The sequence below is a fragment of the Thalassococcus sp. genome, assembly GCF_982780845.1.
In genome coordinates this window covers 23,170-47,627 of record NZ_CEYADA010000014.1, presented here as the reverse complement: position 1 = coordinate 47,627, position 24,458 = coordinate 23,170, and the positions used below count along the sequence as shown (strand labels likewise).

Here is a 24,458-nt window from a genome sequence, read left to right as displayed (position 1 = left end):
AGAACCTTAGGGCAACCAGCGCTGGACCAGTCGTACCACACGCTTAACCATCGGGCTTTCAAAGAGTTTCGGTGAAAAATAGGTGCCCGCAGCGCGTTTGTTAAGCTCTCCGTAGGTGGGATACGGAGAAACCATGCTGGTGATGGCGCGCATCTTCAACTTATTGGCCAATGCAAAGGCCCAGAAATTGATGTGCTCGCCCGCTTGGTGGCCTGCGATTGACGCACCGACAGGGCGGCCTTTGTGGATCATCACCTTGATCAGGCCCTTGGTGTGGCGTTCGGCCTGTGCGCGGTCGTTGTGGTTATAGTGAAACCGCACAACATCCAGCGCATCGCCGTGTTTTTCTTTGGCCTGCGCTTCGGTCAGACCAACCTGCGCCAGTTCAGGATCGGTGTAGGTGGCCCAAGGGATGTGATCGGTTTTCGCCTTGGCGGGCAGGCCGAACATGGCGGATTGCACCACGACGCCCGCGTGATAGCCAGCGACATGGGTGAACTGCAGGCCACCAGCCACATCTCCGATGGCATAGACCTTGGAATTTGTTGTCTTCAGCTTGTCATCGACCTTGATGCCTGTGCGGGTGGTTTCGATCCCCGCCTTCTCCAGATCGAGTGACGCTGTATTCGCCTTGCGCCCGACAGCGATCAACAGATGGGTGCCTTTGAAAACACGGCCATCTTTGGTTTCGACCTCAATCGCGCCTTCAGCACCGCGGATTTCCGAGGCCGCCGCATCCTCAACAATCTCCACCCCTTCGGATCGCAGATTATCCAGAACAACCGCGGCCATTTCCGGATCGTCCTTACCCAGCGCCTTGGCCCCTTCAAGAACCGTCACCTTGGACCCGAGCCGCAAATGCGCCTGCGCCATTTCCATGCCGATGGGGCCGCCACCGATCACGATCAGTTCTTTCGGCAATTCGCGCAGGTCCCACAGGGATTCGTTTGTCAGGTAAGGGACGCTGTCCAACCCCGGAATGGGCGGCACAAACGGGGACGAGCCCGTGGCAATCACAATCCGGCGGGCCATGATAATGTGATCGCCTGCCTGCACTTCTGTATCGGATATAAAGCGCCCTTCTTCTTGAATCACGCGCACGCCGAAGCCTTCGAACCGTTCGACACTATCCATCGGCGCGATGGCATCGATCACAGACTGCACATGATCCTTGGCCGCCGCATAATCGACTTGCGGCTCGACAGGAGTGATTCCGTATTGGCCAGCGGAGCGCATCGCATGGGCCGTTTTGGCGGACTGGATCAGCGCCTTGGACGGGACACAGCCGTAGTTCAGGCAATCGCCGCCCATCTTATGGCGTTCAAGAAGCACAACATCCGCACCCATCTGCGCCGCGCCCGCCGCAACAGACAAACCGCCCGATCCGGCACCGATGATCAGCAGGTCACATGAAATCCGGTCCATATCTTACAGCCCTTTTTTGCCACGAAGGGCCTTCAGAATGATGGGCAGCGCGGCAAGCGCCGCCAGACCCAGTATCGGGAACAACACATGAGGTTCGAAAATGATCCCAAGATTCGGTGTTTCACCACGGGCAAAGACCTCGCCCAGCCCTGCGCCGACCGATGTGTAGACCACCGTGCCGGGGATAATGCCCAGAAATGTCGTAACCGCGTAGCGCCACAGCGGCACGCCCACAAAGGCAGGCACCAGATTCGCCACAAAGAACGGCACAGCAGGCACCAGACGGATCAGGAACAGCATGGACCATTCGTTTTCATTGATCCCTTGCTTGATCTTGTGAATCACCCCGTCGCTGGCCTCCATCCGTGCGGCCAGCTTTTCACCAAGCCCCCAACGGGCGGCCTGAAAGATCGCAATCGCGCCTAAAGTCGCCGCTGTGATGTTGAACAAAGCGCCCGGAAACGTCGCGAACAGAAAGCCGCCTGTCAGCGTCGCCACCGTCGCGCCCGGCAGGGAAAAGGCCACAATCGCAACGTAGATGAGTATGAAAACAAGGACTGTCAGCACATAGTTCGCATCGCGGAACGCCAGCAGCGCCTCGCGGTTTTCGCGCAATGTATCAAAGGTCAGATAATCGCCCAGCGTCGCATATCCGATCACGGCCACCGCCAGAATGATCGCCAAAGGCAGGTAACGCATCACGCCTTTGGGTGCAGCGGCGGACTGTTCACTGGACTGTTTCACTGGCACGGCTTTCTGTTTTGGATAGACTTCGGTCATTGCGGATGTCCTGCGTTGTGTGCCACAGACATGCGCATTGAACCAAGTTTGCGACAGGCTTCTCACAACCCGTTGAAGTCAGGTGACAGAAACCGCGGGAATCCTTGGGTTTCATGTCACCTTTGAAACATAAAACCCGCATTTCGGATCGAAATGTTGCAACAAGTGGCATTTCCACGTTTGACTCGGGCGGAAACACCCCCTATAGCGCGGGCTTCATAGGATACACGGCCCCTCGAATTCCATCGTCCGGGCCCAACAAACGGAGACGGAGCGATGTCGAAACGCACTTTTCAACCTTCGAACCTCGTGCGGAAACGCCGCCACGGCTTCCGCGCACGCATGGCGACTAAAGCAGGCCGCAAGATTCTGAATGCCCGCCGCGCACGTGGTCGCAAGAGCCTGAGCGCGTAAGCTTTTTCAGGCGATCGAAGATTTGGCACCGTCGAGGGCCCCTGCATAGGGAACACGCCTTCGGCGGTTTTGCCGTTTCTGGGGCACGGACTTTGTGGAAACCTTCATGGAAACACTGACCAAACGCGCCGATTTTCTGAAAGCTGCCCGCGCCAAGCGTCAGGGCACTGCTGGCATGTTGGTTCAGGCCCGCAAGCGCGATGAAGACAGCGACGGGATTCGCGTGGGCTTTACTTGTTCCAAGAAGGTCGGCAATGCCGTGGCCCGCAACCGCGCCAAACGGCGCCTGCGCGAAGCGGCCCGCGCGGTTCTGCCCGAAAAGGGCGTCGCGGGCTATGACTATGTGCTGATCGGCAAGGCCGGTGCCACCGCCGAACGCGAATTCGAAGCGCTAAAGGGCGATCTGGCCTATGCGCTGAAAAAGCTGCACGCAGGCAAATGACATTCGGCGCGCGCATCCTGTCCCTGCCGGTTAAGGCCTACCGCCTGATCTTTTCCCCATGGGTCGGCCACAATTGCCGCTACCAGCCCACATGTTCGGCCTACGCCTTGGAAGCCTTGGAAAAACACGGCGCATTCAAGGGCGGCTGGCTGGCCGCACGCCGCATCCTGCGCTGCCATCCTTGGGGCAAAAGCGGCTATGATCCTGTGCCCGCCCGCAAAGACGATTGATCAACTGATTTCGTTCTGTGCCGTTTGTTGGTTAGACTGGACCAAACACAGGATGACCGAATGAAACCAGCCAGCCTGATCGCCAGCCTAGCCGCGTTTTTCTGCGCCTCGCCGTCCCATGCGGACGACGTCGCTTTTGTCGAGGCGAACATCCTATCGATCTTTTACCACGAGCTGGGCCATGCGCTGATCGATACGGAAAACCTGCCGATCTTTGGCCGCGAAGAAGACGCTGCCGATATCTTTTCGATCTTCTTCATCGACGCGACCTTCAAAGAAGACGCCGCCATCGCGGTTGCCGCCGATGCCGCGCTCGGGTTTCGCGCGGAAGCCCGCGAAAACGGCGGCGATGTCGCGTGGTGGGGCCTGCACAGCGCCGATCAACAGCGATTCTATACGACTGTCTGCGTCTTCTACGGCGCCAACCCCGACGAACGCGGCCACCTGATCAAACAATTCAACCTGCCCGAAGAACGGGTCGAATCCTGTCCTTCGGAATATGATCAGGCCAATCGAAGCTGGGGCCATGTTCTGGATGTGCTTGGAATCGAGGAACCATCCGACACGTTGGTCTACAGCGGCGATCGTGGGGATGATGCCTCGCTCACCGAACAGATCATAGCCGAAGAGGTCGATTTTCTGAACGAATACTATGCCCTATCCCACACCGTCACGGTAACCATCGAAGACTGCGACGAGGCGAACGCCTTTTACGAACCCGAAGACCGCACGATCATCATGTGCTCGGAATTCGAAGACTACCTCTTTGACCTCGCGGAAAAGCGATAGTCTATGGCCCTTGCCCCAACGCCAAAGCGGACGTAAAGCAGCCTCATGCTTGATGATGCCGACGATATCCACCCGCTGTTCTACGGCGCCCCCAAAACGACCGAGTTCAAGAAGCTTCGGAAACGGATCGTGCAATATACGCGCGAGGCGATTGAACAGTATGGCATGATCGAACGCGGCGCGCGTTGGCTGGTCTGCCTGTCAGGCGGTAAAGACAGCTACACCCTGCTGGCAGTTCTTTATGAACTGAAGTGGCGCGGCCTGCTGCCTGTGGATCTGTTGGCTTGTAATCTTGATCAGGGCCAGCCCGGCTTTCCTGCGACAGTCCTGCCCGAGTTCCTGAAAAAGATGGATGTGCCCCATCGCGTCGAATATCAGGACACCTATTCGATTGTGGTGGATAAAGTCCCGCAGGGCCGCACCTATTGCGCGCTTTGTTCGCGCTTGCGTCGTGGCAACCTGTACCGCATCGCGCGGGAAGAGGGCTGTTCCGCCGTCGTTCTGGGCCACCATCGCGATGACATTCTGGAAACCTTTTTCATGAACCTGTTCCACGGCGGCCGCCTTGCGACAATGCCGCCGAAACTGGTGAACGAAGAAGGCGATCTGTTTGTCTACCGCCCGCTTGCCCATGTGGCCGAGGCCGACTGTGAAAAGTTCGCCAAATCAATGAACTACCCGATTATCCCTTGTGATCTTTGCGGATCGCAGGACGGGCTTCAACGCCAGCAGGTAAAGCAGATTCTGGATCAGTGGGAAAAGAATTCGCCCGGCCGCAGGCAGGTCATGTTCCGGTCGCTGATGAACGCGCGGCCCTCGCATTTGCTGGACCCCAAGCTGTTTGATTTTGCAGGTCTGACCCGCGATTTGGGCGAAGTTACAGAAAATCCTCAGGAAATCCCGAAACTGCGTTAACCGACCGGTCACGAATAGCGCCCTAGCCTGCCATAGAACAAAATGGCAACAGGGATTCGGGAATGTCGCATTCGGACCACCGTGCATCTTCGGGAAAACACGCATCTGGCCAGGCCAGCGTGATCTCGGTGCCGATGCTGTTTGCGACAGTGCCGGGGCTTCTTATGATCGGCCTTTGGTTCGGCGGCCAGGCGACGTTGGTCGCTGCCGCCTTGGCCCTGCCATTTGCGGTTTGGGTCAGCACGCGGCGCGGCGCCATGTCGGATTTGTCTGTCCTTCGCAAATACGGCGAGGTGATCGAGGTTTCGCAGGCCGAACACCTGCTGGATGACCTTGTTCAATCCGCCAGACAGCAGAATCGCATCGCGTGCTGCTACATGATCGATATCGACGGGCTGCGCGCCATCGCGTCGGACTTTGGCGAAAAACCGGCCCGCGACGCGCGGCGCATCTGCCTGTCGCGCATTCGTGGCGTGCTGCGCGAAAATGACCGTGTGTTCCGGATCGGGGACAGCCGTTTCATCGTCCTGCCCAGCCTGGCCGTCGATATTGATGCCGATGGCGTGCGATTTCTGGGCAAACGCCTTCAGGACGCCATCGAGGATCCGATCAACGTTGATCACGGCTCGCGGTTTTTGGGGGCATCGATTGGTGCTGCCGCGTCGTTCCAGCCGATCCCCGCCATTGATGGCAGTCACTTTATGGATGCGGCAACGCTCGCGCTCGAAGACGCAAATCGCCATGGTGGATCAACGGTGCGCTTGTGGTCGAAATCCCTGCGTGCGGCGGATGAAACACGCTGCGCCGTCCGCACCGAACTCTCTGAGGCATTGGTCAACGGTCAAATCCAGCCGTGGTTCCAACCACAGATCTGCGCCCGCACGGGCAACCTGTCGGGGGTCGAGGCACTGGCACGTTGGGTTCATCCCACACGCGGCATCATCATGCCGGGATCGTTCCTTGAAAACATAGAAGCTGCGGGCAGCTCTGAACTGTTGGGCCAGATCATTCTGGAAAAATCACTGGACGCGATCAAAGCCTGGGATGCAGCGGGCTACCACGTGCCGGAAGTGTCGGTGAACCTGACTATGGATGAACTCCGCAACCCTGACATCGCCGCCAAACTTCAACGCGCTCTGGACCGCGCGGGCCTTGACCCCGAAAGACTGGGCGTCGAAATTCTGGAAACGGTGATCGCCGATAATTCCGATGATGGCATCCGCGAAAACGTCATCCGCATCGCTGATCTGGGCTGCCGCGTCAGCCTTGATGATTTCGGCACCGGCCATGCCTCGATCCGCGCGTTGCGCAAACTGCCCGTGCATCGCCTGAAGATCGACCGCAGCTTTATCACCAACATGGAGCAGGACACCCACCAACAACGCATGGTCGCGGCGATCATCGGAATGGCCAATAAAATGGGGCTGGAAACCCTGGCCGAAGGTGTCGAACACCTGTCCGAGCAGAGCCTGTTGGCGGACATGGGGTGCGAACATTTGCAAGGTTTTGGCATCGCGCGCCCCATGCCCGCCGACAAAATCCAGCGCTGGATGACGGAACGACTGTCCGACACCGCCGAAACCGCGCAGACACCGCAGCTGCGCGACCGCCCCTAAGACACAGACCAAAACCGGCAATTTCCAAAGATTCCCACGAAAACTGGCCGGTTTGCCCTTAAATTCCGCGATTGCGGCACGATGTGAACGGGAATCGGGTTGACCTTGGACGACGACGACTGTTGAACCCATGCAAGTTTAAAAACCAAGGGTGGCAGTCCCTCATGGACGATCAGAACAAGAACCTCATCCTCGCGACAGCGCTCAGCTTTATTGTGATCCTCGTATGGTTCCTGCTGTTCCCCCCGCCGGAAGCAGAGCCGACAGACCCCAATGCCCCTGCCGTGACCGAAAGCGTCACAGAGGACGGCGTGGCAAACACACCGACCGCAGCGGCAGGCGCTGCCGAGGTGCAGGCGACCGAAGCCGAAGAGGCCAACGCGCCCCGCATCGACATCGACACGCCCCGTCTGGCTGGCTCGATCTCGCTTCTGGGTGGCCGGATCGACGATCTGCAACTGAAAGACTACCGCGAAACGCTGGAAGATGGCTCGCCCATCGTTCACCTGTTCAAACCCGTTGGTGAAGAAAACGCGTTCTACGCGCTTCACGGCTGGGCACCGGGCAGCGGCCTTGGCATCGATGATGTTCCCGGCCCGAACACGGTCTGGACGCAGGCCTCGACCGGCACGCTGACACCTGATGCGCCGGCGGTTCTGGAATGGACAAGCCCCGCAGGCCTGCTGTTCCGTCGCACCATCGCTGTTGACGACGACTTCATGTTCGACATCACCCAAGAGGTGGTCAACGAAGCAGCCGGCACAGTCGCTCTTGCGCCTTATGGCATCATCGCACGTCACGGCGAACCCGCCGACGCCAAGAACTTCTTCATCCTGCATGAAGGCGCAAGCATCATGGCGGACGGCGAACTGACGGAAATCGGCTATGGCGATATCGTCGATCTGCCGGTTGTTCCGTCCGAAGGCGCGCAGGCCGAAGTTCTGCAGGTTACCGAAAACGGCTGGATCGGCTTTACCGACCACTACTGGATGTCCACACTGATCCCCGAACCGGGCAGCGCGTTCCGTGCGGCGTCGAAATACAACGCAACCCGCGACATCTATCAGACCGAAACCGTTCTGCCGACAGTCACCGTTGGCGCGGGCCAGACGACCGAAGTCACCACACGCCTGTTCGCCGGTGCGAAGGAATGGGAAACGATCCGTGAATACGAAAAAGCGGGCGTTGACCGTTTTATTGATGCGATCGACTGGGGCTGGTTCTTTTTCCTGACCAAGCCGATCTTCTGGGTTCTGCACGAGCTGAACAAGCTGATCGGCAACATGGGTGTGTCGATCATCGTGCTAACGCTGATGATCAAAGCCATCCTGTTCCCGCTGGCTTACAAATCCTACGTCTCGATGGCCAAGATGAAAGAGCTTCAGCCCGAGATGGAGAAACTGAAGGAAAAGGCGGGCGACGACCGTCAGCAGCTTCAGCAAGGCATGATGGAGCTTTACAAGAAGAACAAGGTGAACCCTGCCTCCGGCTGTCTGCCGATCCTGATGCAGATCCCGATCTTCTTCTCGCTCTACAAGGTGATCTTCGTCACGCTGGAACTGCGTCACGCACCGTTCTTCGGCCCCTTCCAGGACCTCAGCGCGCCGGATCCCACATCGATTTTCAACCTGTTCGGCCTCCTGCCCTGGGGCGCACCCGAGGCTGGTTCGATCGTGGCGCTGATCTTTATCGGTATTCTGCCGCTGCTCTTGGGTATCTCCATGTGGCTGCAACAGAAACTGAACCCGGCGCCCGCCGATCCGACACAGGCCGCGATCTTTGCGTGGATGCCGTGGGTCTTCATGTTCATGCTGGGCGGTTTTGCCTCGGGTCTGGTTGTGTACTGGATCGCGAACAACACCATCACCTTTACCCAGCAGTACCTGATCATGCGGTCGCAGGGGTACACCCCCGACGTGTTCGGCAACATCAAGTCGAGCCTCAAGCTCGGCAAAGGTAAGGACAAGGCCTAATGGGACGCGTTTCCGCGCTTTGGCGCTATCCGATCAAAGCGGTCGGTCGCGCAAGCGCGGACCGCATATCCTTTGAAGCTGGCAAAACAACACCGTGGGACCGCGTTTGGGGCATCGCCCACACAAACGCGGTCTACGAAGGCGACGGCTGGCAGCATTGCCGCAACTTCATTCGAGCGGCGGGATCGCCCAAGCTGATGGCTGTGTTCGCACAGCTGGATGAAGACGCTGGCACAGTCACACTCTCCCACCCGGATCGACCGACGATCACCGTCAATCCCGACCAGGATCAAAACACGTTGATTGATTGGGTCGCCCCGCTGGTGGCCGAAGGCCGCCCTGCCCCCTCATCGGTCTACCGCACATCGCGCGGCATCACCGATTCACGCCTTCAGTCGATTTCGGTCGGCAATCTGGCCTCGCTTCGTGCGCTGTCTGATAAACTTGGCCGACCGGTGTCCGAACACCGGTTCCGAGCCAACCTCTGGCTTGATGGCCTTGCCCCCTGGGAAGAATTCGACTGGATCGGCAAGGACATCACCATCGGCGGCGCAACTTTTGCCGTCCGTAAACCGATTGAGCGCTGCCGGGCGACCGAAGCCAATCCTGACACCGGCGAACGTGACGTTGCCACCTTGGCGCTGCTTCAGACTTGGGGCCATCAGGATTTCACGGTAAACGTCGAATGCACCCAGTCCGGCACCGTAGCAATCGGGGATGAGATTTCGCTATGACACAACTCCCGTTCCCTTTGGCCGAAGAGCCTGACGATCTGACACTTGAAAAAGCACGCAAGCTTTTTGCGGGTGGCGCCGACTTTCTGAAAGGCGTTGTCGCCATGGACGGCCTGCCGCCCGACGACCGGATCGAAGTTTGCTTTGCAGGCCGTTCGAATGTTGGCAAATCCAGCCTGATCAACGCACTGACAGGTCGCAAGGGTCTTGCCCGCGCGTCGAACACGCCGGGCCGGACGCAGGAAATCAACTACTTCACGCTGGGCGATGAACGCTTTCTCGTCGACCTTCCGGGCTATGGTTATGCTAATGCGCCCGTTGCTGTCGTTGAAAAATGGCAGCAGCTGTTGAAGCGGTATCTGTCAGGCCGTCAATCCCTGCGCCGCGCCTTTGTGCTGGTGGATTCGCGCCATGGCATCAAGGCCGTCGACCAAGAGATCATGAAGCTTCTGGATCGCAGCGCGGTGACCTTTCAGGTGGTGCTGACCAAAGCAGACAAGATCAGCGTGAAAGACCGCGAGAAAATGCTGGTTCAGGTCCGCGAGAAGCTGTCGAAACATCCGGCGGCCTACCCTGAACTGGTGCTGACATCGTCGGAAAAAGGATACGGGATTCCGACGCTGCGCAGCATCATTGCATCGCTGACCTAAGACGCGCCCCTTGCACCCAACATCGCCACGTCCGATAACCGCCAAAGAACCCTTTGTGCGGACCAAAACATGAAGACGCAAAAAATGAACGCTAACTGGCACGAAACAGCACGGACCCTTTCCGAGGCTCTTCCCTACATGCAGCGCTATTCCGGCGCGACGGTCGTCGTGAAATTCGGCGGCAATGCCATGGGCGACGCCGAAGCCATGGCCACATTCGCCCGCGATATAGTGCTGATGAAGCAGGTTGGCGTGAACCCCGTCGTTGTCCACGGCGGCGGCCCCATGATCAACGAGATGCTGGATAAGCTTGGCATCAAATCGGAATTCGTGCGTGGCAAGCGTGTGACCGACAAAGCCACGGTTCAGGTCGTCGAAATGGTGCTGACCGGTTTGGTCAACAAGCGCATCGTTCAGGCGATCATGGATGAAGGTGGCCGCGCGGTTGGCCTGTCGGGCAAAGACGACGATCTGATGGTCTGCGAAGCGGATGATCCGGAACTGGGCTGGGTAGGCCGTCCTGTCGAAATGAACGTGCAGGTGCTGCGCGATATGATGGACGCGGGCATTATCCCCGTTGTGGCCCCCGTCGCCACAGGCCGACTGTCAGAAGAGACATTTAACGTGAACGGCGACACAGCCGCAGGTGCCATCGCTGGCGCGCTGAAAGCGGCGCGGCTTTTGCTGTTGACCGATGTGTCCGGCGTCAAGAATGCGGCAGGCGAGGTTCTGACCGCCATGACGCCCGAAGACGTCCGCATCATGACCGAAGAAGGCGTGATCGCAGGCGGTATGATCCCCAAAACGGAAACCGCCCTGAAAGCGTTGGAAGAAGGCGTGCGTGGCGTTGTTATCCTTGATGGCCGCGTGTCGAACGCCTGCCTGCTTGAGCTGTTCACAGCCCATGGTGCAGGCTCTCTGATCCGCGAAAAAGACCTGCCCAAATACTCTGCGCAGGAATGACACCAGACGCGTTGGATCAGGCGGCACAGGCTGCGGGGCTGCGCCTGCGCGGCCTGTTTGCCCCTGATCCCGACGCGGTTCTACCCGAGGGCACGGAAACTCTGGTCCTTCTGGGGCCGGATGAGCCGCGCTTCTGGCCATTATTCGCAGCTTCTGATGAATATCGCACAGGCGTCGCCGATCCGATGGACGCGTGGTCCAAGCGCGTGATCGGCGCGTTGGCCCGTGACTGGGGCGGCTCTGCGATCTTTCCTTCAGACGGCCCGCCGTGGCCGCCCTTTATCAAATGGGCCACCGACTGCGCCGAGGCGTGGGAGGCCCCTGTCGGCCTTTTGGTACACCACCACGCGGGTCTTTTCCTGTCGTTTCGGGGGGCCATCGCCCTGCCCTTTACCGTTACGAGGCCCAACACATTCCAACGGCCCTGTGACACTTGCACCGACCGACCTTGTGTCACCGCCTGCCCTGTCGGCGCGATGGCGCTTGGACAGCCCTATGATGTGCCGCGTTGCAAAACCTATCTGCGCACAGAAGCCGGCCAGAACTGCCGCGAAAACGGCTGTCTTGTCCGCCGCGCCTGCCCCGTTTCACAAGAATTTACGCGTCACCCCGAACAGGCCGCTTTTCACATGCGTGCCTTTCTGGGAAACTAACGGAAACCAAGGGGACGAGGTATGAAACGACTGATCCTGATGCGTCATGCAAAATCCGACTGGAAAATGGATCAGCCCGATTTCGACCGGCCTTTGAACAAGCGCGGCCAAGCCAGCGCAACGGCCTTGGGCAAATGGCTGAAGGACAATGATCTGCACCCGGACGAGGTTCTGTGTTCACCGTCGGCGCGCACCAAGGAAACCTTGCAACGCTTGGATATAACCGATGCGCCGACGCATTTCCCGAAACCGCTGTATCTGGCTGAACGCGCCGATCTGAGCCATGCGCTACAGGCGGCGACCGGCGACACCGTTCTGATCATCGCGCACAATCCGGGCATTGCCAATTTTGCATCGGATATCGTTGAAGAAGCCCCCAGCCATGACCGGTTCGAGGACTATCCGACAGGCGCAACGCTGGTGGTTGATTTCGACCTGAACAGCTGGATCGATTTCGACAAAGGCACGGTCAAAGACTTTGTCGTGCCGCGCGAACTGACCTAGCCCGCGCGGCCGATACTGATTACCCCACTACAGGGTACTCGTTACCGGAAACCGGTTACTGAGCTGTTATGACGGTCATCACCAGTTCGCCGTCGACACGTACGGGGCCGTCTTCTTTGGCACCCAATGTGTATTCGAAGATACCTGTGCTCATGCCACCGTCTTCGCCGTGGATCATCAGCATCAGCTTGTCACCAGCAGCGACCTCTTCTGTCAGGATCGCGGCGACATCGGCGTTCTCGCCCTTGCGCAGCGGGGCGTGGCCAACCACGGGACCGGGCTTCATATCGTCGCCTGTGCGGTGAACAACCAGCCAACCATTCTGGCTCGCGACAACGTTTTCCGCGCTTACGACACCATTTTCAACGGATTGATCCATGGCATCCACGGTCTGCATCGCGTGGCCACCTGCGTAGGCGGTACCTGTAAAACCAGTCATCAAAGCGGCGATCATTGCAAATTTCATTAGTGAACTCCTGTGTACTTTTCCCAGCCACCATCGGCCGGCTGTACTCAAGACACGGGAGCCCGCGGAAAAGAGTTTCAGAAAAAATGAAAAAGTTTTCTCTTTAATTTTGGTGGGTCGACTTGGAGCCAATACATGGCACTCAAATTAAGGTGACATGTGCCTTTCTTCGTTGTCCGCAAAAAGGCCTTTGCTTAACTGGCAGGATATTCAGTTCAAGTGGACATTCAGTTGAAGCACAACATTACGTTTACAAGATTAACCGAGATTGATCCGACCGAGATCATTCATCACATGTCCGATCCTCGTGTGGCAGAACATATGCCGCTTCTGACTTTTGAATGGGACGAGGGCACCACCGCGAACTTTGTCACAGCTAAAGAGGCGTGCTGGCACCGAGATGGCCTTGGACACTGGGCAATATTGGATAACGGCCAATATGTCGGGTGGGGTGGTTTTCAAAAGGAAGGGGATGAGTGGGATTATGGACTTGTGCTCACGCCATCCGCTTTTGGGTTGGGAACCCGCATTTCAAGAAAAGCAATCGAGTTTGCTAAGGCCGATGATCGAATTCCGTTCATAACCTTTCTGCTTCCACCGTCGCGCAAAAACCTCAGCGCGCTCAAACGGCTTGGTGCCACTTTTGTCACCGAAATCACCTATGACGGCTCGACTTTTCTGAAATACCGATTGGATACCGCGTGACTTCTCGGTCCCGACAGACACGAAGTTGAGACACTTCCAAAAGAAAAATCCCGGCAGAATTTGCCGGGATTTCTGTTTTGTACGACGCGCCCGTAAAGGCGCGCGCAGATGTTTGGATCAGTGACCCAGGATCTGGCTGAGGAACAGTTTGGTCCGTTCGTTCTGCGGGTTGTTGAAGAACTCTTCGGGTTCGTTCTGTTCCACGATCTGGCCCTGATCCATAAAGATCACGCGGTTCGCCACCTGACGGGCAAAGCCCATCTCGTGCGTCACGCAGAGCATGGTCATGCCCTCTTCGGCCAGTTCGACCATGGTATCCAGAACCTCTTTGATCATCTCGGGATCAAGCGCCGATGTCGGTTCATCGAACAGCATGATGCGCGGACGCATGCAAAGCGAACGGGCGATTGCCACACGCTGCTGCTGACCACCGGACAACTGGCCGGGGTACTTGTTGGCCTGATCGGGGATCTTCACCTTTTCAAGGAAGTGCATCGCCGTTTCTTCGGCTTCTTTCTTGGGTGTCTTGCGAACCCAGATCGGAGCCAGCGTGCAGTTTTCCAGAATGGTCAGGTGCGGGAACAGGTTGAAGTGCTGGAAGCACATGCCAACCTCGGACCGGATCTTGTCGATGTTTTTCAGATCCGACGACAGGACCGTGCCATCCACGGTGATCCGCCCGCGCTGGTGTTCTTCCAGCGCGTTGATGCAGCGGATCAGGGTGGATTTACCGGAACCCGACGGGCCCGCGATAACGATCCGTTCGCCACGATAGACGGTCAGATCGATATCCCGCAGCACGTGGAACGTGCCGTACCATTTGTTCATTTTCTCGATTGAAATCGCAACTTCATCCGAGACGGTCATTTGAGTTTGGGCAGCTTCAGTCATGGTTGCCTCCTTAACGATGGTCCGTGTTGAGCTGCCGCTCAAGCCACTGGGAATATTGTGAGATACCGTAGCATGTGATGAAGAACAGTAAGGACGCAAAGCCCAACAGTTCCCAATACACGCCGTTCCATTCAGTCGACGCAAGGATCGGTCCGCGGATCATACCAACAAGATCGAACATCGAGATAACGGAAACCAGTGTGGTGTCTTTGAACAGACCCACCGCAACGTTCACGATACCCGGGATCGAAATTTTCAGAGCCTGCGGCAGGATGATCAGACGCATGGACTGCGCATAATCAAGGCCAAGGCTGTCGGCGGCTTCGTACTGGCCTTTCGGCAGCGCGGCCAGACCACCACGGATCACCTCGGCGATGTAGGCCGATGCAAACATGGTGATCATGATGATCACGCGCAGGATCAGGTCAAAGTTCGTACCCGGCGGCAGGAAGTAGGCCAGAACCACGCTTGCTACGAACAGCAGGGTGATCAGCGGCACGCCGCGGATGAACTCGATGAAGACCACGCAGATCCACTTGATGAACGGCATGTCCGACTGACGACCCAGCGCCAGCGCGATACCGAACGGGATCGACAAGGACACACAGACAGTCCCCAGGATCAGGTTCAACATGAACCCACCCATGTCACGGGACGGAACCGCCTCCATTGCCAGAACGCCTTCGACCGGGATCATGCCGGTCAGCCACCATGTGACCAAGGCACCGGCGATCCCGCCGAAAAAGCCCATCGCAAAGCTTTGCGCGACGTATTTGCTGTAGACGATGTAGCCCACACCAAAGCCGACCAGCGCAAAGATAGGCACAAGGATCGAACCGCCCCAGATCAGCCAGTAGGCCACAAACGGGTAAAGCGCGGTAAAGATCAGCATCTGACGCGGGAATGTGTTGTAGAACAGCACGGGCGCGATGGCGACGAACAGCAGGATAAAGGCCACTGTCGGGCGCCAGTACAGATGGTTCGGATATTTGAACCCGAACAGCAGCTGGTTCCAACGTTCTGTCAGAACGGCAAAGCAGCCCCCTGTCTGACCGTCCAGAATTTCACGGCAGGCGCGAATGGACGGCGCATCCCAGATCCCGTTCAGAAGCCACGGAAGCAGGCCGGACAGGATGGCATAGACGGCATAAAGCGCGATCAATGTCAGGATGCCGTTCGGAATGCTCGAGAACATGTTCTCGCGCATCCATTTGATCACCCCGCGTTCCGTTGCCGGCGGCTCTTGCTCGGGCAACATGGATTCACGCACGAAGCGGATTGAATGCTGGTGTGTGTCGGACATATCAGCGCTCCTTCAGCTTCATTTTCGAGTTGTAGATGTTCATGATGAACGAGATCGCGAGGCTGATCGCCAGATAGAACGCCATCAACAGCAGGATCGCTTCGATCGCCCGGCCCGTCTGGTTCAGCGTGATGCCACCCAGTGTGCCTGTGATATCCATGTAGCCCACCGCAATCGCCAAAGACGAGTTCTTGGTGATGTTCAGGTAGTTGGAAATCAGCGGCGGAATGATCACGCGCAGCGCCTGCGGCAGGATCACAAGGTTCATGATCCGGCCTGGACGCAGACCCAGTGAGGCAGCGGCCTCGGTCTGGCCACGGCTGACGGCCTGAATACCGGCACGCACGTTTTCCGCGATGAAGGCGCCTGTGTAGATCGCGAGGGCGAACCACAGCGCGATCAAGGACCCGAGAATGTTGATCCCGCCCTTGAAGTTGAAGCCCGCCAGAGCCGGCAGTTCCAGCGAAATGGGTTTGCCCAGAACGAAGTACGTCAGCAGCGCAGGCACAAACAGGATCGCCAGCGTCGGCCAGCCTGTCGGCAGCATTTTACCTGTCGCATACAGCAGCTTCGTTGCGTAGCGACGATAGGCAAAGACACCCACGATGGACAGCAGGAAGACGATGACAACCGCCATACCGCCGCTTTCCAGCACGGGCTTCGGGATATAGACGCCGCGGTTTGTGAAGGCGACCGCATCGAACCACATGGACGCTGTTGCGTTTTCACCGCGGAAGTCACGCGGCTGCGGAAGAACTGCGGTCATCACTGTAAAGATGATGATGATCCAGATCAGAACCGGAACGTTCCGGAACGCTTCGACGTACACCGCCATAAGTTTGCTGATCAGCCAGTTCTTCGACAGGCGCAAAACGCCCGCAACCACGCCGATGATCGTCGCGGTCACACAGGCCAGAAACGCAACAAGAAGCGTGTTCAGAACCCCGACAACCGCCGCCCGCCAATGGGTGGATTGGGATGAATAATCGATCAGTGTCTGGTTGATGTCGTAGTTCGACGTTTCACCCAGAAACTTGTAGCTGATGTTCAATCCTGCGGCCTGAAGGTTTTTGACCAGATTGTAGCCAAGGAAGGAAAACAGCGCGATTACGCACAAAAGCGCAATGAATTGGAATGTGTAAGACCGGTACCGCGTATCGTTCAACAGCATTGATAGCCGGAACGACTCGCGAGGCGGGTCGCTGAGCGTTGTCATAATGGTATCCCTGAGATGCCCGGCGGTCATTAATCCGATCGGTAAGTCCGATCATCTGCCCCCGGTTTTGACAGTGTCCCTAAACGGGAAAAGAGCGCAGGTTTCCCTGCGCTCTTTCTTAGGTCTTAGCGGAACGGCGGTGCGTACAGCAGACCACCATCTGTCCACTGTGCGTTCAGACCACGCGACAGCGCGATCGGAGTGTTTTCGCCGATGTTCTTTTCGAACAGCTCGCCGTAGTTACCACCCGCTGCAATCGCTGCTTTGCCCCAGCCAGCGTCCAGGCCGATCATCTCGCCCAGGTTGCCTTCTGTGCCCAGCAGACGGTTGATTTCGGGGTTCTCTGTGCCTGCGGACAGCTCTTCGATGTTCGCAGATGTGACGCCCAGCTCTTCAGCTGCGATCAGCGCGTTCAGAGTCCAGCGAACGATGTCGCCCCAGTCGTTGTCGCCGTGGCGAACAAGCGGGCCGAGCGGCTCTTTGGAAACGATTTCCGGCAGAACAACGTGGTCACCGGGTGCTTCGAACGCGGCACGTGTCGCAGCCAGACCGGATGCGTCAGTCGTGTAAACGTCACATGCGCCAGCCAGATACTGCTGCTGCGCTTCGGCGTTTGTTTCGATCGGAACCGGTGTGTATTCCATGTTGTTCGAACGGAAGAAGTCCGCCAGGTTCAGTTCGGTTGTTGTACCGGTCTGAATGCAGACAGTCGCGCCGTCCAGTTCTTTCGCGGACGATACGCCCAGCGCCTTGGGAACCATGAAGCCCTGACCGTCGTAGTAGTTTACACCTACGAAATCGAACTTCAGGTCTGTGTCACGGCTGAATGTCCATGTGGTGTTACGTGCCAGCATGTCGATTTCGCCGGACGCCAGCGCTGTAAAGCGTGTTTTGCCGGTTGTCGGAACGAATTCGACAGCAGCCGGATCGCCCAGAACAGCAGCAGCAACAGCGCGGCAGACGCCTACGTCAAAACCGTCCCATTCCCCGTTTGCATCAGGAGCAGCGAAGCCAACCAGACCTGTGGTCACACCACAGTTCAGCTTGCCGCGCGCCTTGACGTCATCAAGTGTGGCCGCACCAGCAGCACCGGCCGCCAGGCCAGCGACAGTCAATGCGCCAAGAATTACGGATTTTTTCATTTTTACCTCTTCCTGTTTGGCCCGTCCCTTCATGGAACGGTTCAGTGGACCAAGTGGCCCATAGGATTCCAAAGCGGTTTGGTCCGCTTAGTGGGAGGGAGTTTGGTCGGATTCCGTTTAGAAGGTCAAGGCAAAGGCTTTGACCAGTCGCTCAAAAGTTAATTTTCCTGAAAAGGCTGCTTTTATGAGCCGTTTGAACCGCGTGTAAGCTGAATAAAACGCAAAGCGTCTTCGAACGAGCGTTTCTTAACCTGTTCAGTAGCTTGCGCCTCTTCGTCTACGCCCCACTGTTCGATTTGCCAGTTTTCATCGACGCGCGACGCGCTCCAGATAGACGAGGATTCGGCCCACGACCGTTCAGCCGCGAATCCCAAAATCAGCGATCCGGTCAATGCCACAAGGTCATGGAAGGCCGTCAACCCAAACGGGTCAAAGGCATGAACGGCCTCCGACAAACGTGTCAAAGAGGCGGCGTCCTGACCCGCATGGATCACCCCAGTCCGGGGTTCAAGCTTGGCGCCCAACGCCTCTTCGGCCCACTCAAGATAGGGATCCCAAGTCTCGGCCTGACGTGCCACCAGCTCTTCGGGACTGTCGGCGCGGTAACACAAAAGATCGCTGTCACCGTATGCCGCGATCATGGCGGCGACCTCGGCATGCTGGATGCGCACCTTATCAATAGCGGCATTCGCGCTGCGGGTGACCGGCATGGTGTTTGGATCGATCTTATCGGTTTGGGCCTGCCATTCTTCGGCAATTGCCTGAGCCATCGCCTGTGTCGGCAGGATCAGCGGCGCTTTGGCGGGCGTTTTCACCGCGCGCTTGTCCAGCAGAACGGTGAAGCCACCCTCCGCATCGGTGACAGTTGCATCGGTCCAGAAACGTTTCGGGGCCCATTCGCTCATGTTCGGTCACTCCATATCGCGTGCACCAGTTCGGGCAGGTCCTGCACGCGCTCGGCGATGCGGTCTGCAGCGCTCAAACTGGCGGGGCTGTGATAGCCCCAAGTCACACCAAGCGCAGCAACGCCTGCCGCCTTGGCCATATCCATGTCAAAACTCGTGTCGCCGATCATCACGGCCTGTTCGGGCGCAACACCGGTTTCCGCCAGTGCGGCCATCACCATCGACGGGTGCGGTTTCGACGGATGATCATCGGCGCATTGCTGGGTAACAAACAGATGCCCCATCTGGTGCCCCTCCATCAGACTGACCAGCCCACGACGGGATTTGCCGGTAGCGACACCTAAAAGCACTTCGGGCTGGCCATGCAACGTATCCAGCACATCGCGGATACCGTCATACAAAGGCGACGATTTCTGCGTGCCACCGGTGGCCCGCAGGCGCTGATACTCTGTCTTATAGGCCTCGACCGCGGTCGAAATGCCGGCGTCATCCACGTCAGGTGCTAGTGCGCGGATGGCACGATCCAAAGACAGGCCCACAATACCCAGAACCGTCTGGCGTTCCGGCACATCCAGACCAATCGCCCCGAAAGCCGCCGCCATCGAGGCAAGGATATCGGCCTGGCTGTCCACAAGGGTGCCATCCACATCAAAGATGACAAGCCTCAGGTCCATGGTCATTCAATGTCCTCGAAGGGATCGGCGGGCACATCGCGCACATCCCACTGCACATAGTCCCACGTGCGGGTCATGTGGTCGGGCAGCGGCGCTGTGATCACCAGACGTGCGCCCGTAACGGGATGCACCAAAGACAACGACCGCGCGTGCAGATGCAGTTTGCGACTGATTTCGCCACCCAACTGCGCGCCCCATCCATCGCCCAGGTTTTCCTGACCCGAGCCGCCGTATTTACCGTCGCCAATGATGGGATGCCCCATCTCGGCCATGTGCGCGCGCAACTGGTGCGTCCGGCCCGTGATCGGAACCAGCGCCACCCAAGCTGCGCGTTTCGCAAGGCTGGTCAGAACGGCATAGTCCGTGGTCGCGTGTTTCGCGCCCTCAACCTCGGTCACGCGGTTGGGATGGACGCACAGCATCTTTTCGCCTTCGCCACCCTTGCCGTGACCCGGCGCCTTGACCAGACCATAGCGTACGGTGCCCATGGACGGGTGCGGCACGCCGGCGACGGCGGCCCAGTAAATCTTGCGCGTGTCGCGGGCGCGGAACGCCTTGGTCAGATCGGCCGCAATCGCGCGGGTGCGGGCAAGGATCAGGACACCGGATGTGTCCTTGTCCAAACGGTGCACAAGGCGCGGCTTATCCTCAAACCCGAACTTCAGCGCTTCGGCCATGCCGTCTACGTGGCGCGTCTGTTTCGACCCACCCTGCGTCGGCAAACCCGGAGGTTTGTTCAATGCAATGATATAGTCGTCACGATAAAGCACGCAGGACTGGATCAGCTTTGCGTCTGCATCCGATACCGTGGGCTTGGGGCGCGATTGGACCTCGCCCGCGTCGGGGATCGGCGGGATACGTACCTGCTGACCGGCCTCGATCCGTGTGTTCGCCTTTACGCGACCACCATCGACGCGCAGCTCACCCTTACGGCACATCTTTTCGATGCGGCCTTGGGCCAGATGCGGGAACAACCGCTTCAGATAGCGATCAAGACGCTGCCCTGCGTCGCCATCGGTTACGGTCAGTGTTTGTACTCCGCTCATGCGAATACTCCTCGTGACAGGATCATACCTGCCGCCAACGCCAGAAGCGACAGAACCACCGACATGCCCACATAGCCTGCCGCCAGCCCGATCGCGCCGCGCTCATACAATGCCACCGCGTCCAGCGAAAAGGCCGAGAAGGTCGTGAACCCGCCCAGCAATCCCGTCATCAGAAGCGGCGCGAACCGTGTCGCGCTCAACTCAGCCAATGCAACGACCAGAACACCCATCAGGAAAGACCCGAAGATGTTCACTGTCAGAGTGCCCCAAGGAAAGCCATGCCCCATGACCCGAACGGCAGCCATGCCGGTCAGATAACGTGCAACAGCACCCAAAGCGCCACCCAGCGCTACATATATAAGGTTCGCGACCATCCGCGCGGTCTGTCGCGGGAACGGCTTATTGTCAAGCAAGCCATTGCCAGCCCCCATTCCGTAGCTATCATCTGCAGCAAAGAGGAGAGCGCTATGATCACCCGTCGAAACATGCTGCTTGGCACCGCCGCGCTGTCCGCGCTTCCCGCACTGGGAAACGCCACGCAACGGGATGTTCTTCGGGCCTCGACCATTCGCCAACGCATCGCACCCGAACCCTATGCGGAAACAGACCTCTGGTCGTTCGGTGACAGCTTTCCGGGCCGCACGCTGCGCTACAAACAGGGCGAGCGTCTGTCACTTGATTTGGTGAATGAACTGCCTGCAGCCACATCTGTTCACTGGCACGGCATCCGCATCGACAACGCGATGGACGGCGTTCCCGGCCTGACGCAGCCTGCCATTCCCGCGGGCGACACGTTCACCTATGACTTTGCGCTGCCTGATGCGGGCACCTACTGGTATCATTCGCACCTGCAAACCGTCGAACAGATGGAACGCGGCCTGTACGGCGCGCTGATCGTCGAAGAAGCCGATGCGCCAGACGTCGATCACGATCTGGTACTGGTGCTGGACGATATACGCTTTACGGATCAGGCGCAGGTCGATCCTGAATTCGACAGTTTCTTTGACCGCTCCCACGGCGGACGCATCGGAAACGTCGCGCTGGTCAACGGCAAGATCGACGAAAGCTTTGACGTCAAACGCGGTGACCGCCTGCGGCTGCGCCTGATTTCGGCCGCGAACGCGCGGATATTCGAACTCAGTTTGCAAGGCATGAACGCCCATGTGGTTGCTTACGACGGCATGCCTCTGATTGCGCCTCAGCCGCTTAGCGAAACCTTTGCACTGGCCCCGTCGCAGCGCATCGATCTGATCGTCGACATCACCGACGACAGCGACGCCTATCTGATCCAATATGAACGCGACGGCGGCTATGCGGCTGTGCATTTCAACGTCAGCGGCGGAAGCGATACAACACGATCAACGCCAGATGCCCTACCCCCAAACCCCGACTTCCCGATTGATCTGGCGAACGCCGAGACGCTGCCCATTCTGATAGCGGGCGGCGCGATGGCTGGACTGGATCACGCGATGTATAAAGGCACGCGCATGACGGGCCGTGAACTGGCACAGGAAAACATGTTCTGGGCGCTGAATGGTCAGGTCGGGCGCACTGAAACGCCCCTGATCGAAGTCTCAAAGGGCCAAACCGTACGGATCGGCATGGCCAACGACACCGCCTTCCCCCACGCAATGCACCTGCACGGCATGCATTTCGCCCAAGTTCTGGCAGACGGCACCCTTGGCCCGCTGCGTGACACCATCCTGATCGAATCCCAAGGCCAGATCGAGATCGCCTTCAACGCCCACAATCCGGGCGATTGGCTGTTCCACTGCCATATGCTGTCGCATCATGCGGCTGGCATGGGCAGCTTTATTCGTGTCAACTAACATTATCCTTGCGCCGACTCAGCAGTGGTGCAAAATTTGATCAAATAGTCAAAACTTCGGAGCCCGATCATGGACGGTACGCTTTCCGCCAACGACATTTCGCATATCGTCACCGCCGACCGCGAACATGTCTGGCACCACCTGAGCCAGCACAAACCCTACGAGACGACTGATCCGCAGATCATCATCGAAGGCAAAGGCATGCGCGTTTGGGACCAGAAGGGTAAGGAACACCTTGATGCGGTGTCCGGCGCGGTCTGGACGGTGAACGTGGGCTATGGCCGCGAAAGCATCGCCAAGGCGGTCTATGACCAGCTGATCAAACTGAACTATTTCGCAGGTGCCAAAGGCTCTGTTCCCGGTGCGATCTTTGCGGAAAAGCTGATCGATAAGATGCCCGGTATGTCGCGCGTCTACTATTGTAACTCGGGGTCCGAGGCTAACGAGAAAGCGTTCAAGATGGTCCGCCAGATCGCGGCGAAACGCTATGGCGGCAAAAAGCACAAGATCCTCTATCGCGACCGCGATTATCACGGCACCACAATCGGCTGCCTGTCGGCAGGCGGTCAGGATGAACGCAACGCACAGTACGGCCCCTTTGCGCCCGGTTTTGTCCGCGTGCCGCACTGCCTTGAATACCGCGCTTTCGAACAGGAAGGCGCGCCGATCGAACATTATGGCGAATGGGCCGCTGACCAGATCGAAAAGGTCATCCTGCGCGAAGGCCCAGACACCGTGGGTGCGCTTTGCCTTGAACCGGTCACAGCAGGTGGCGGCGTGATCGCGCCGCCAGAAGGGTATTGGCCCCGCGTTCAGGAAATCTGCCGCAAATATGATGTGCTGCTGCATATCGACGAGGTCGTCTGCGGCGTTGGCCGGACCGGCAAGTGGTTCGGTTACCAGCAATACGGCGTTCAGCCCGATATGGTCACAATGGCCAAGGGCGTGGCGTCGGGCTATGCGGCGATTGCCTGTCTGGTCACGACAGAAGGCGTCTTTGACATGTTCAAAGAAGACGCCGCCGACCCGCTGGATTACTTCCGCGATATCTCGACCTTTGGCGGCTGCACCGCTGGCCCCGCCGCCGCGATCGAAAACATGCGCATCATCGAAGACGAAGGCCTGTTGGACAACACAACCAACATGGGCGCCTACATGATGGATCAACTGCACGCGCTGAAAGACAAACACGCCGTGATCGGCGATGTCCGTGGCAAGGGCCTGTTCCTTGGGGCCGAACTGGTGTCGGACCGCGACGCGAAAACGCCGATGGACGAAAAACGCGTCATGGCCGTGACCGCAGACTGCATGGCACAAGGTGTGATCATCGGCGCGACCAACCGCTCTGTTCCCGGCTACAACAACACGCTGTGTTTCTCGCCTGCGCTGATCGCAACCAAAGACGACATCGACGAAATCATCACGGCTGTCGACAGCGCCCTGACACGGGTTTTCGCGTAGATTTTTCTGCGCAGAAAACTGCAGCATAATCGCCAAAATGCTGCGCAGCATAAATTGAAATGCTGCGCAGCATTTTTTTCAATTTGACTTAATATTTCATAGCATTCTCAGGACAATTCTTACCCTTTCGGATAGGTCCCAGATATTATGGACCTGTCGCGACACGTGGGGAGTCGGCGGCAGACAGAAGCCAAATTAAAAGGTAGCCGATATGTCATTCCACTCAGTCGCGCAGAAGAAGGTAAAGCACCTCATCCACGGCAAACCCCATTATACCATCGCACCGGATTGCACGGTTCAGAATGCCGCCAACCTTATGAAAAAGAAGAATATTAGCGCGCTTTCCGTCATGCAGGAAAAGCAGCTTTCAGGCGTGGTTTGCGAACGCGATATCGTTCATGGCTGTCTGGGTTCTTTGGACCTGGACCCGATGACAACGCCGGTGTCCCGGATCATGACGACCCCGCCAATCACCGTCGACAAGAACATGACGCTGGGCATTACGGCGGTCACAATGATTGAAAACAACATTCGTCACGTGCCAGTCACGACGGGGACAAAAGTACTCGGAATGATTTCAATTCAACAGATCGTCGAGGAGTTCAAAATGGGTGTCGAAAGCTCGATCGCAGGCCAGCTTTTTGTTGCAGCATAACGCAGCATTTTTCTGCGCAGCATCCAACGAAAAAGCGCGCCGCAAATGCGACGCGCTTCTTACTTACCAAAGACGGG

Annotated in this window: 27 protein-coding genes; 16 read left to right on the top strand and 11 right to left on the bottom strand. The window is 58.0% G+C overall.

Translation table 11 applies throughout. The features are described 5' to 3' along the window. Positions 1 to 6: 6 nt before the first annotated feature. Both AC4FIA_RS14685 and AC4FIA_RS14680 read right to left on the bottom strand, forming a co-directional pair. Entirely contained in the window at positions 7 to 1,425 is a 1,419-nt protein-coding gene (locus AC4FIA_RS14685; RefSeq protein ID WP_490366471.1) for a dihydrolipoyl dehydrogenase family protein, read from the bottom strand. Positions 1,426 to 1,428: 3 nt separating this feature from the next. Further along, a complete protein-coding gene (locus tag AC4FIA_RS14680; RefSeq protein WP_490366524.1) occupies positions 1,429 to 2,124 on the bottom strand; it encodes a TVP38/TMEM64 family protein in 696 nt (231 codons plus the stop codon). Between the two features lie 357 nt (positions 2,125 to 2,481). Here AC4FIA_RS14680 and rpmH point away from each other — a divergent pair, with 357 nt between their 5' ends. The 12 genes from rpmH (at position 2,482) to AC4FIA_RS14620 (ending at position 12,088) form a co-directional block, all read left to right on the top strand. Next, positions 2,482 to 2,619 carry a 50S ribosomal protein L34 gene (gene rpmH / locus AC4FIA_RS14675; RefSeq protein ID WP_025311815.1) on the top strand — a complete coding sequence of 46 codons (138 nt, stop codon included), beginning with the start codon at positions 2,482 to 2,484 and terminating at the stop codon, positions 2,617 to 2,619. A 106-nt stretch (positions 2,620 to 2,725) separates the two neighbouring features. Then, complete coding sequence (gene rnpA / locus AC4FIA_RS14670; RefSeq protein WP_490366470.1) at positions 2,726 to 3,061, top strand: ribonuclease P protein component; 336 nt, start codon at positions 2,726 to 2,728, stop codon at positions 3,059 to 3,061. Further along, entirely contained in the window at positions 3,058 to 3,291 is a 234-nt protein-coding gene (yidD, locus tag AC4FIA_RS14665) for a membrane protein insertion efficiency factor YidD (RefSeq protein ID WP_490366469.1), read from the top strand. Before rnpA ends, yidD begins: the two co-directional genes overlap by 4 nt. Positions 3,292 to 3,351: 60 nt before the next feature. Next, entirely contained in the window at positions 3,352 to 4,080 is a 729-nt protein-coding gene (locus tag AC4FIA_RS14660; RefSeq protein WP_490366468.1) for a DUF4344 domain-containing metallopeptidase, read from the top strand. Positions 4,081 to 4,125: 45 nt separating this feature from the next. Further along, entirely contained in the window at positions 4,126 to 4,995 is an 870-nt protein-coding gene (ttcA, locus tag AC4FIA_RS14655; RefSeq protein WP_103909066.1) for a tRNA 2-thiocytidine(32) synthetase TtcA, read from the top strand. A 62-nt stretch (positions 4,996 to 5,057) separates the two neighbouring features. Next, entirely contained in the window at positions 5,058 to 6,611 is a 1,554-nt protein-coding gene (locus AC4FIA_RS14650) for a putative bifunctional diguanylate cyclase/phosphodiesterase (protein ID WP_490366467.1), read from the top strand. Between the two features lie 164 nt (positions 6,612 to 6,775). Further along, positions 6,776 to 8,584, top strand: a complete 1,809-nt coding sequence (gene yidC / locus AC4FIA_RS14645; RefSeq protein WP_287474341.1) for a membrane protein insertase YidC — start codon at positions 6,776 to 6,778, stop codon at positions 8,582 to 8,584. Beyond that, positions 8,584 to 9,318, top strand: a complete 735-nt coding sequence (locus tag AC4FIA_RS14640) for an MOSC domain-containing protein (protein ID WP_490366466.1) — start codon at positions 8,584 to 8,586, stop codon at positions 9,316 to 9,318. Before yidC ends, AC4FIA_RS14640 begins: the two co-directional genes overlap by 1 nt. Continuing rightward, positions 9,315 to 9,968, top strand: coding sequence for a ribosome biogenesis GTP-binding protein YihA/YsxC (yihA, locus tag AC4FIA_RS14635; protein WP_488048750.1), 654 nt, complete (start codon positions 9,315 to 9,317; stop codon positions 9,966 to 9,968). Before AC4FIA_RS14640 ends, yihA begins: the two co-directional genes overlap by 4 nt. Positions 9,969 to 10,037: 69 nt before the next feature. Next, entirely contained in the window at positions 10,038 to 10,931 is an 894-nt protein-coding gene (argB, locus tag AC4FIA_RS14630; RefSeq protein WP_490366465.1) for an acetylglutamate kinase, read from the top strand. After that, entirely contained in the window at positions 10,928 to 11,584 is a 657-nt protein-coding gene (locus tag AC4FIA_RS14625) for a ferredoxin (RefSeq protein ID WP_490366464.1), read from the top strand. The genes argB and AC4FIA_RS14625 overlap by 4 nt, the downstream gene beginning before the upstream one ends. A gap of 21 nt (positions 11,585 to 11,605) precedes the next feature. Further along, a complete protein-coding gene (locus AC4FIA_RS14620; RefSeq protein ID WP_490366463.1) occupies positions 11,606 to 12,088 on the top strand; it encodes a SixA phosphatase family protein in 483 nt (160 codons plus the stop codon). Between the two features lie 55 nt (positions 12,089 to 12,143). Here AC4FIA_RS14620 and AC4FIA_RS14615 read toward each other — a convergent pair whose 3' ends face one another. Then, a complete protein-coding gene (locus tag AC4FIA_RS14615) occupies positions 12,144 to 12,554 on the bottom strand; it encodes a DUF7282 domain-containing protein (protein ID WP_490366462.1) in 411 nt (136 codons plus the stop codon). Between the two features lie 231 nt (positions 12,555 to 12,785). On the opposite strand from AC4FIA_RS14615, the gene AC4FIA_RS14610 reads away from it, so the two are divergent. Beyond that, on the top strand, positions 12,786 to 13,259 hold the full coding sequence (locus tag AC4FIA_RS14610) for a GNAT family N-acetyltransferase (protein WP_490366461.1): 474 nt from the start codon (positions 12,786 to 12,788) through the stop codon (positions 13,257 to 13,259). 117 nt (positions 13,260 to 13,376) lie between these two features. On the opposite strand, the gene AC4FIA_RS14605 is transcribed toward AC4FIA_RS14610, so the two are convergent. The 8 genes from AC4FIA_RS14605 to crcB all read right to left on the bottom strand — a co-directional run bounded on the left by AC4FIA_RS14605 (position 13,377) and on the right by crcB (position 20,810). Beyond that, entirely contained in the window at positions 13,377 to 14,150 is a 774-nt protein-coding gene (locus tag AC4FIA_RS14605; RefSeq protein WP_103909075.1) for an amino acid ABC transporter ATP-binding protein, read from the bottom strand. A gap of 10 nt (positions 14,151 to 14,160) precedes the next feature. Beyond that, on the bottom strand, positions 14,161 to 15,453 hold the full coding sequence (locus AC4FIA_RS14600; RefSeq protein WP_490366460.1) for an amino acid ABC transporter permease: 1,293 nt from the start codon (positions 15,451 to 15,453) through the stop codon (positions 14,161 to 14,163). 1 nt (position 15,454) lies between these two features. After that, positions 15,455 to 16,669: an amino acid ABC transporter permease gene (locus AC4FIA_RS14595; protein ID WP_490366459.1), complete on the bottom strand. Its 1,215-nt coding sequence runs from the start codon at positions 16,667 to 16,669 to the stop codon at positions 15,455 to 15,457. Positions 16,670 to 16,794: 125 nt separating this feature from the next. Next, positions 16,795 to 17,811, bottom strand: coding sequence for an amino acid ABC transporter substrate-binding protein (locus AC4FIA_RS14590; protein WP_490366458.1), 1,017 nt, complete (start codon positions 17,809 to 17,811; stop codon positions 16,795 to 16,797). A 182-nt stretch (positions 17,812 to 17,993) separates the two neighbouring features. Beyond that, positions 17,994 to 18,716, bottom strand: a complete 723-nt coding sequence (locus AC4FIA_RS14585) for an ATP12 family chaperone protein (protein ID WP_490366457.1) — start codon at positions 18,714 to 18,716, stop codon at positions 17,994 to 17,996. Further along, positions 18,713 to 19,396, bottom strand: a complete 684-nt coding sequence (locus AC4FIA_RS14580; protein ID WP_490366456.1) for an HAD-IA family hydrolase — start codon at positions 19,394 to 19,396, stop codon at positions 18,713 to 18,715. The genes AC4FIA_RS14585 and AC4FIA_RS14580 overlap by 4 nt, the downstream gene beginning before the upstream one ends. Continuing rightward, a complete protein-coding gene (locus tag AC4FIA_RS14575) occupies positions 19,393 to 20,436 on the bottom strand; it encodes an RluA family pseudouridine synthase (protein ID WP_490366455.1) in 1,044 nt (347 codons plus the stop codon). Before AC4FIA_RS14575 ends, AC4FIA_RS14580 begins: the two co-directional genes overlap by 4 nt. Then, positions 20,433 to 20,810: a fluoride efflux transporter CrcB gene (crcB, locus tag AC4FIA_RS14570; RefSeq protein WP_490366523.1), complete on the bottom strand. Its 378-nt coding sequence runs from the start codon at positions 20,808 to 20,810 to the stop codon at positions 20,433 to 20,435. The genes AC4FIA_RS14575 and crcB overlap by 4 nt, the downstream gene beginning before the upstream one ends. Before the next feature lie 93 nt (positions 20,811 to 20,903). Here crcB and AC4FIA_RS14565 point away from each other — a divergent pair, with 93 nt between their 5' ends. From AC4FIA_RS14565 to AC4FIA_RS14555, 3 genes are all read left to right on the top strand, one after another. Next, positions 20,904 to 22,265, top strand: coding sequence for a multicopper oxidase family protein (locus tag AC4FIA_RS14565; protein ID WP_490366454.1), 1,362 nt, complete (start codon positions 20,904 to 20,906; stop codon positions 22,263 to 22,265). Positions 22,266 to 22,334: 69 nt separating this feature from the next. After that, positions 22,335 to 23,726 carry an aminotransferase family protein gene (locus tag AC4FIA_RS14560; RefSeq protein WP_490366453.1) on the top strand — a complete coding sequence of 464 codons (1,392 nt, stop codon included), beginning with the start codon at positions 22,335 to 22,337 and terminating at the stop codon, positions 23,724 to 23,726. A 211-nt stretch (positions 23,727 to 23,937) separates the two neighbouring features. Then, a complete protein-coding gene (locus tag AC4FIA_RS14555) occupies positions 23,938 to 24,381 on the top strand; it encodes a CBS domain-containing protein (RefSeq protein ID WP_490366452.1) in 444 nt (147 codons plus the stop codon). Positions 24,382 to 24,458: the final 77 nt, after the last annotated feature.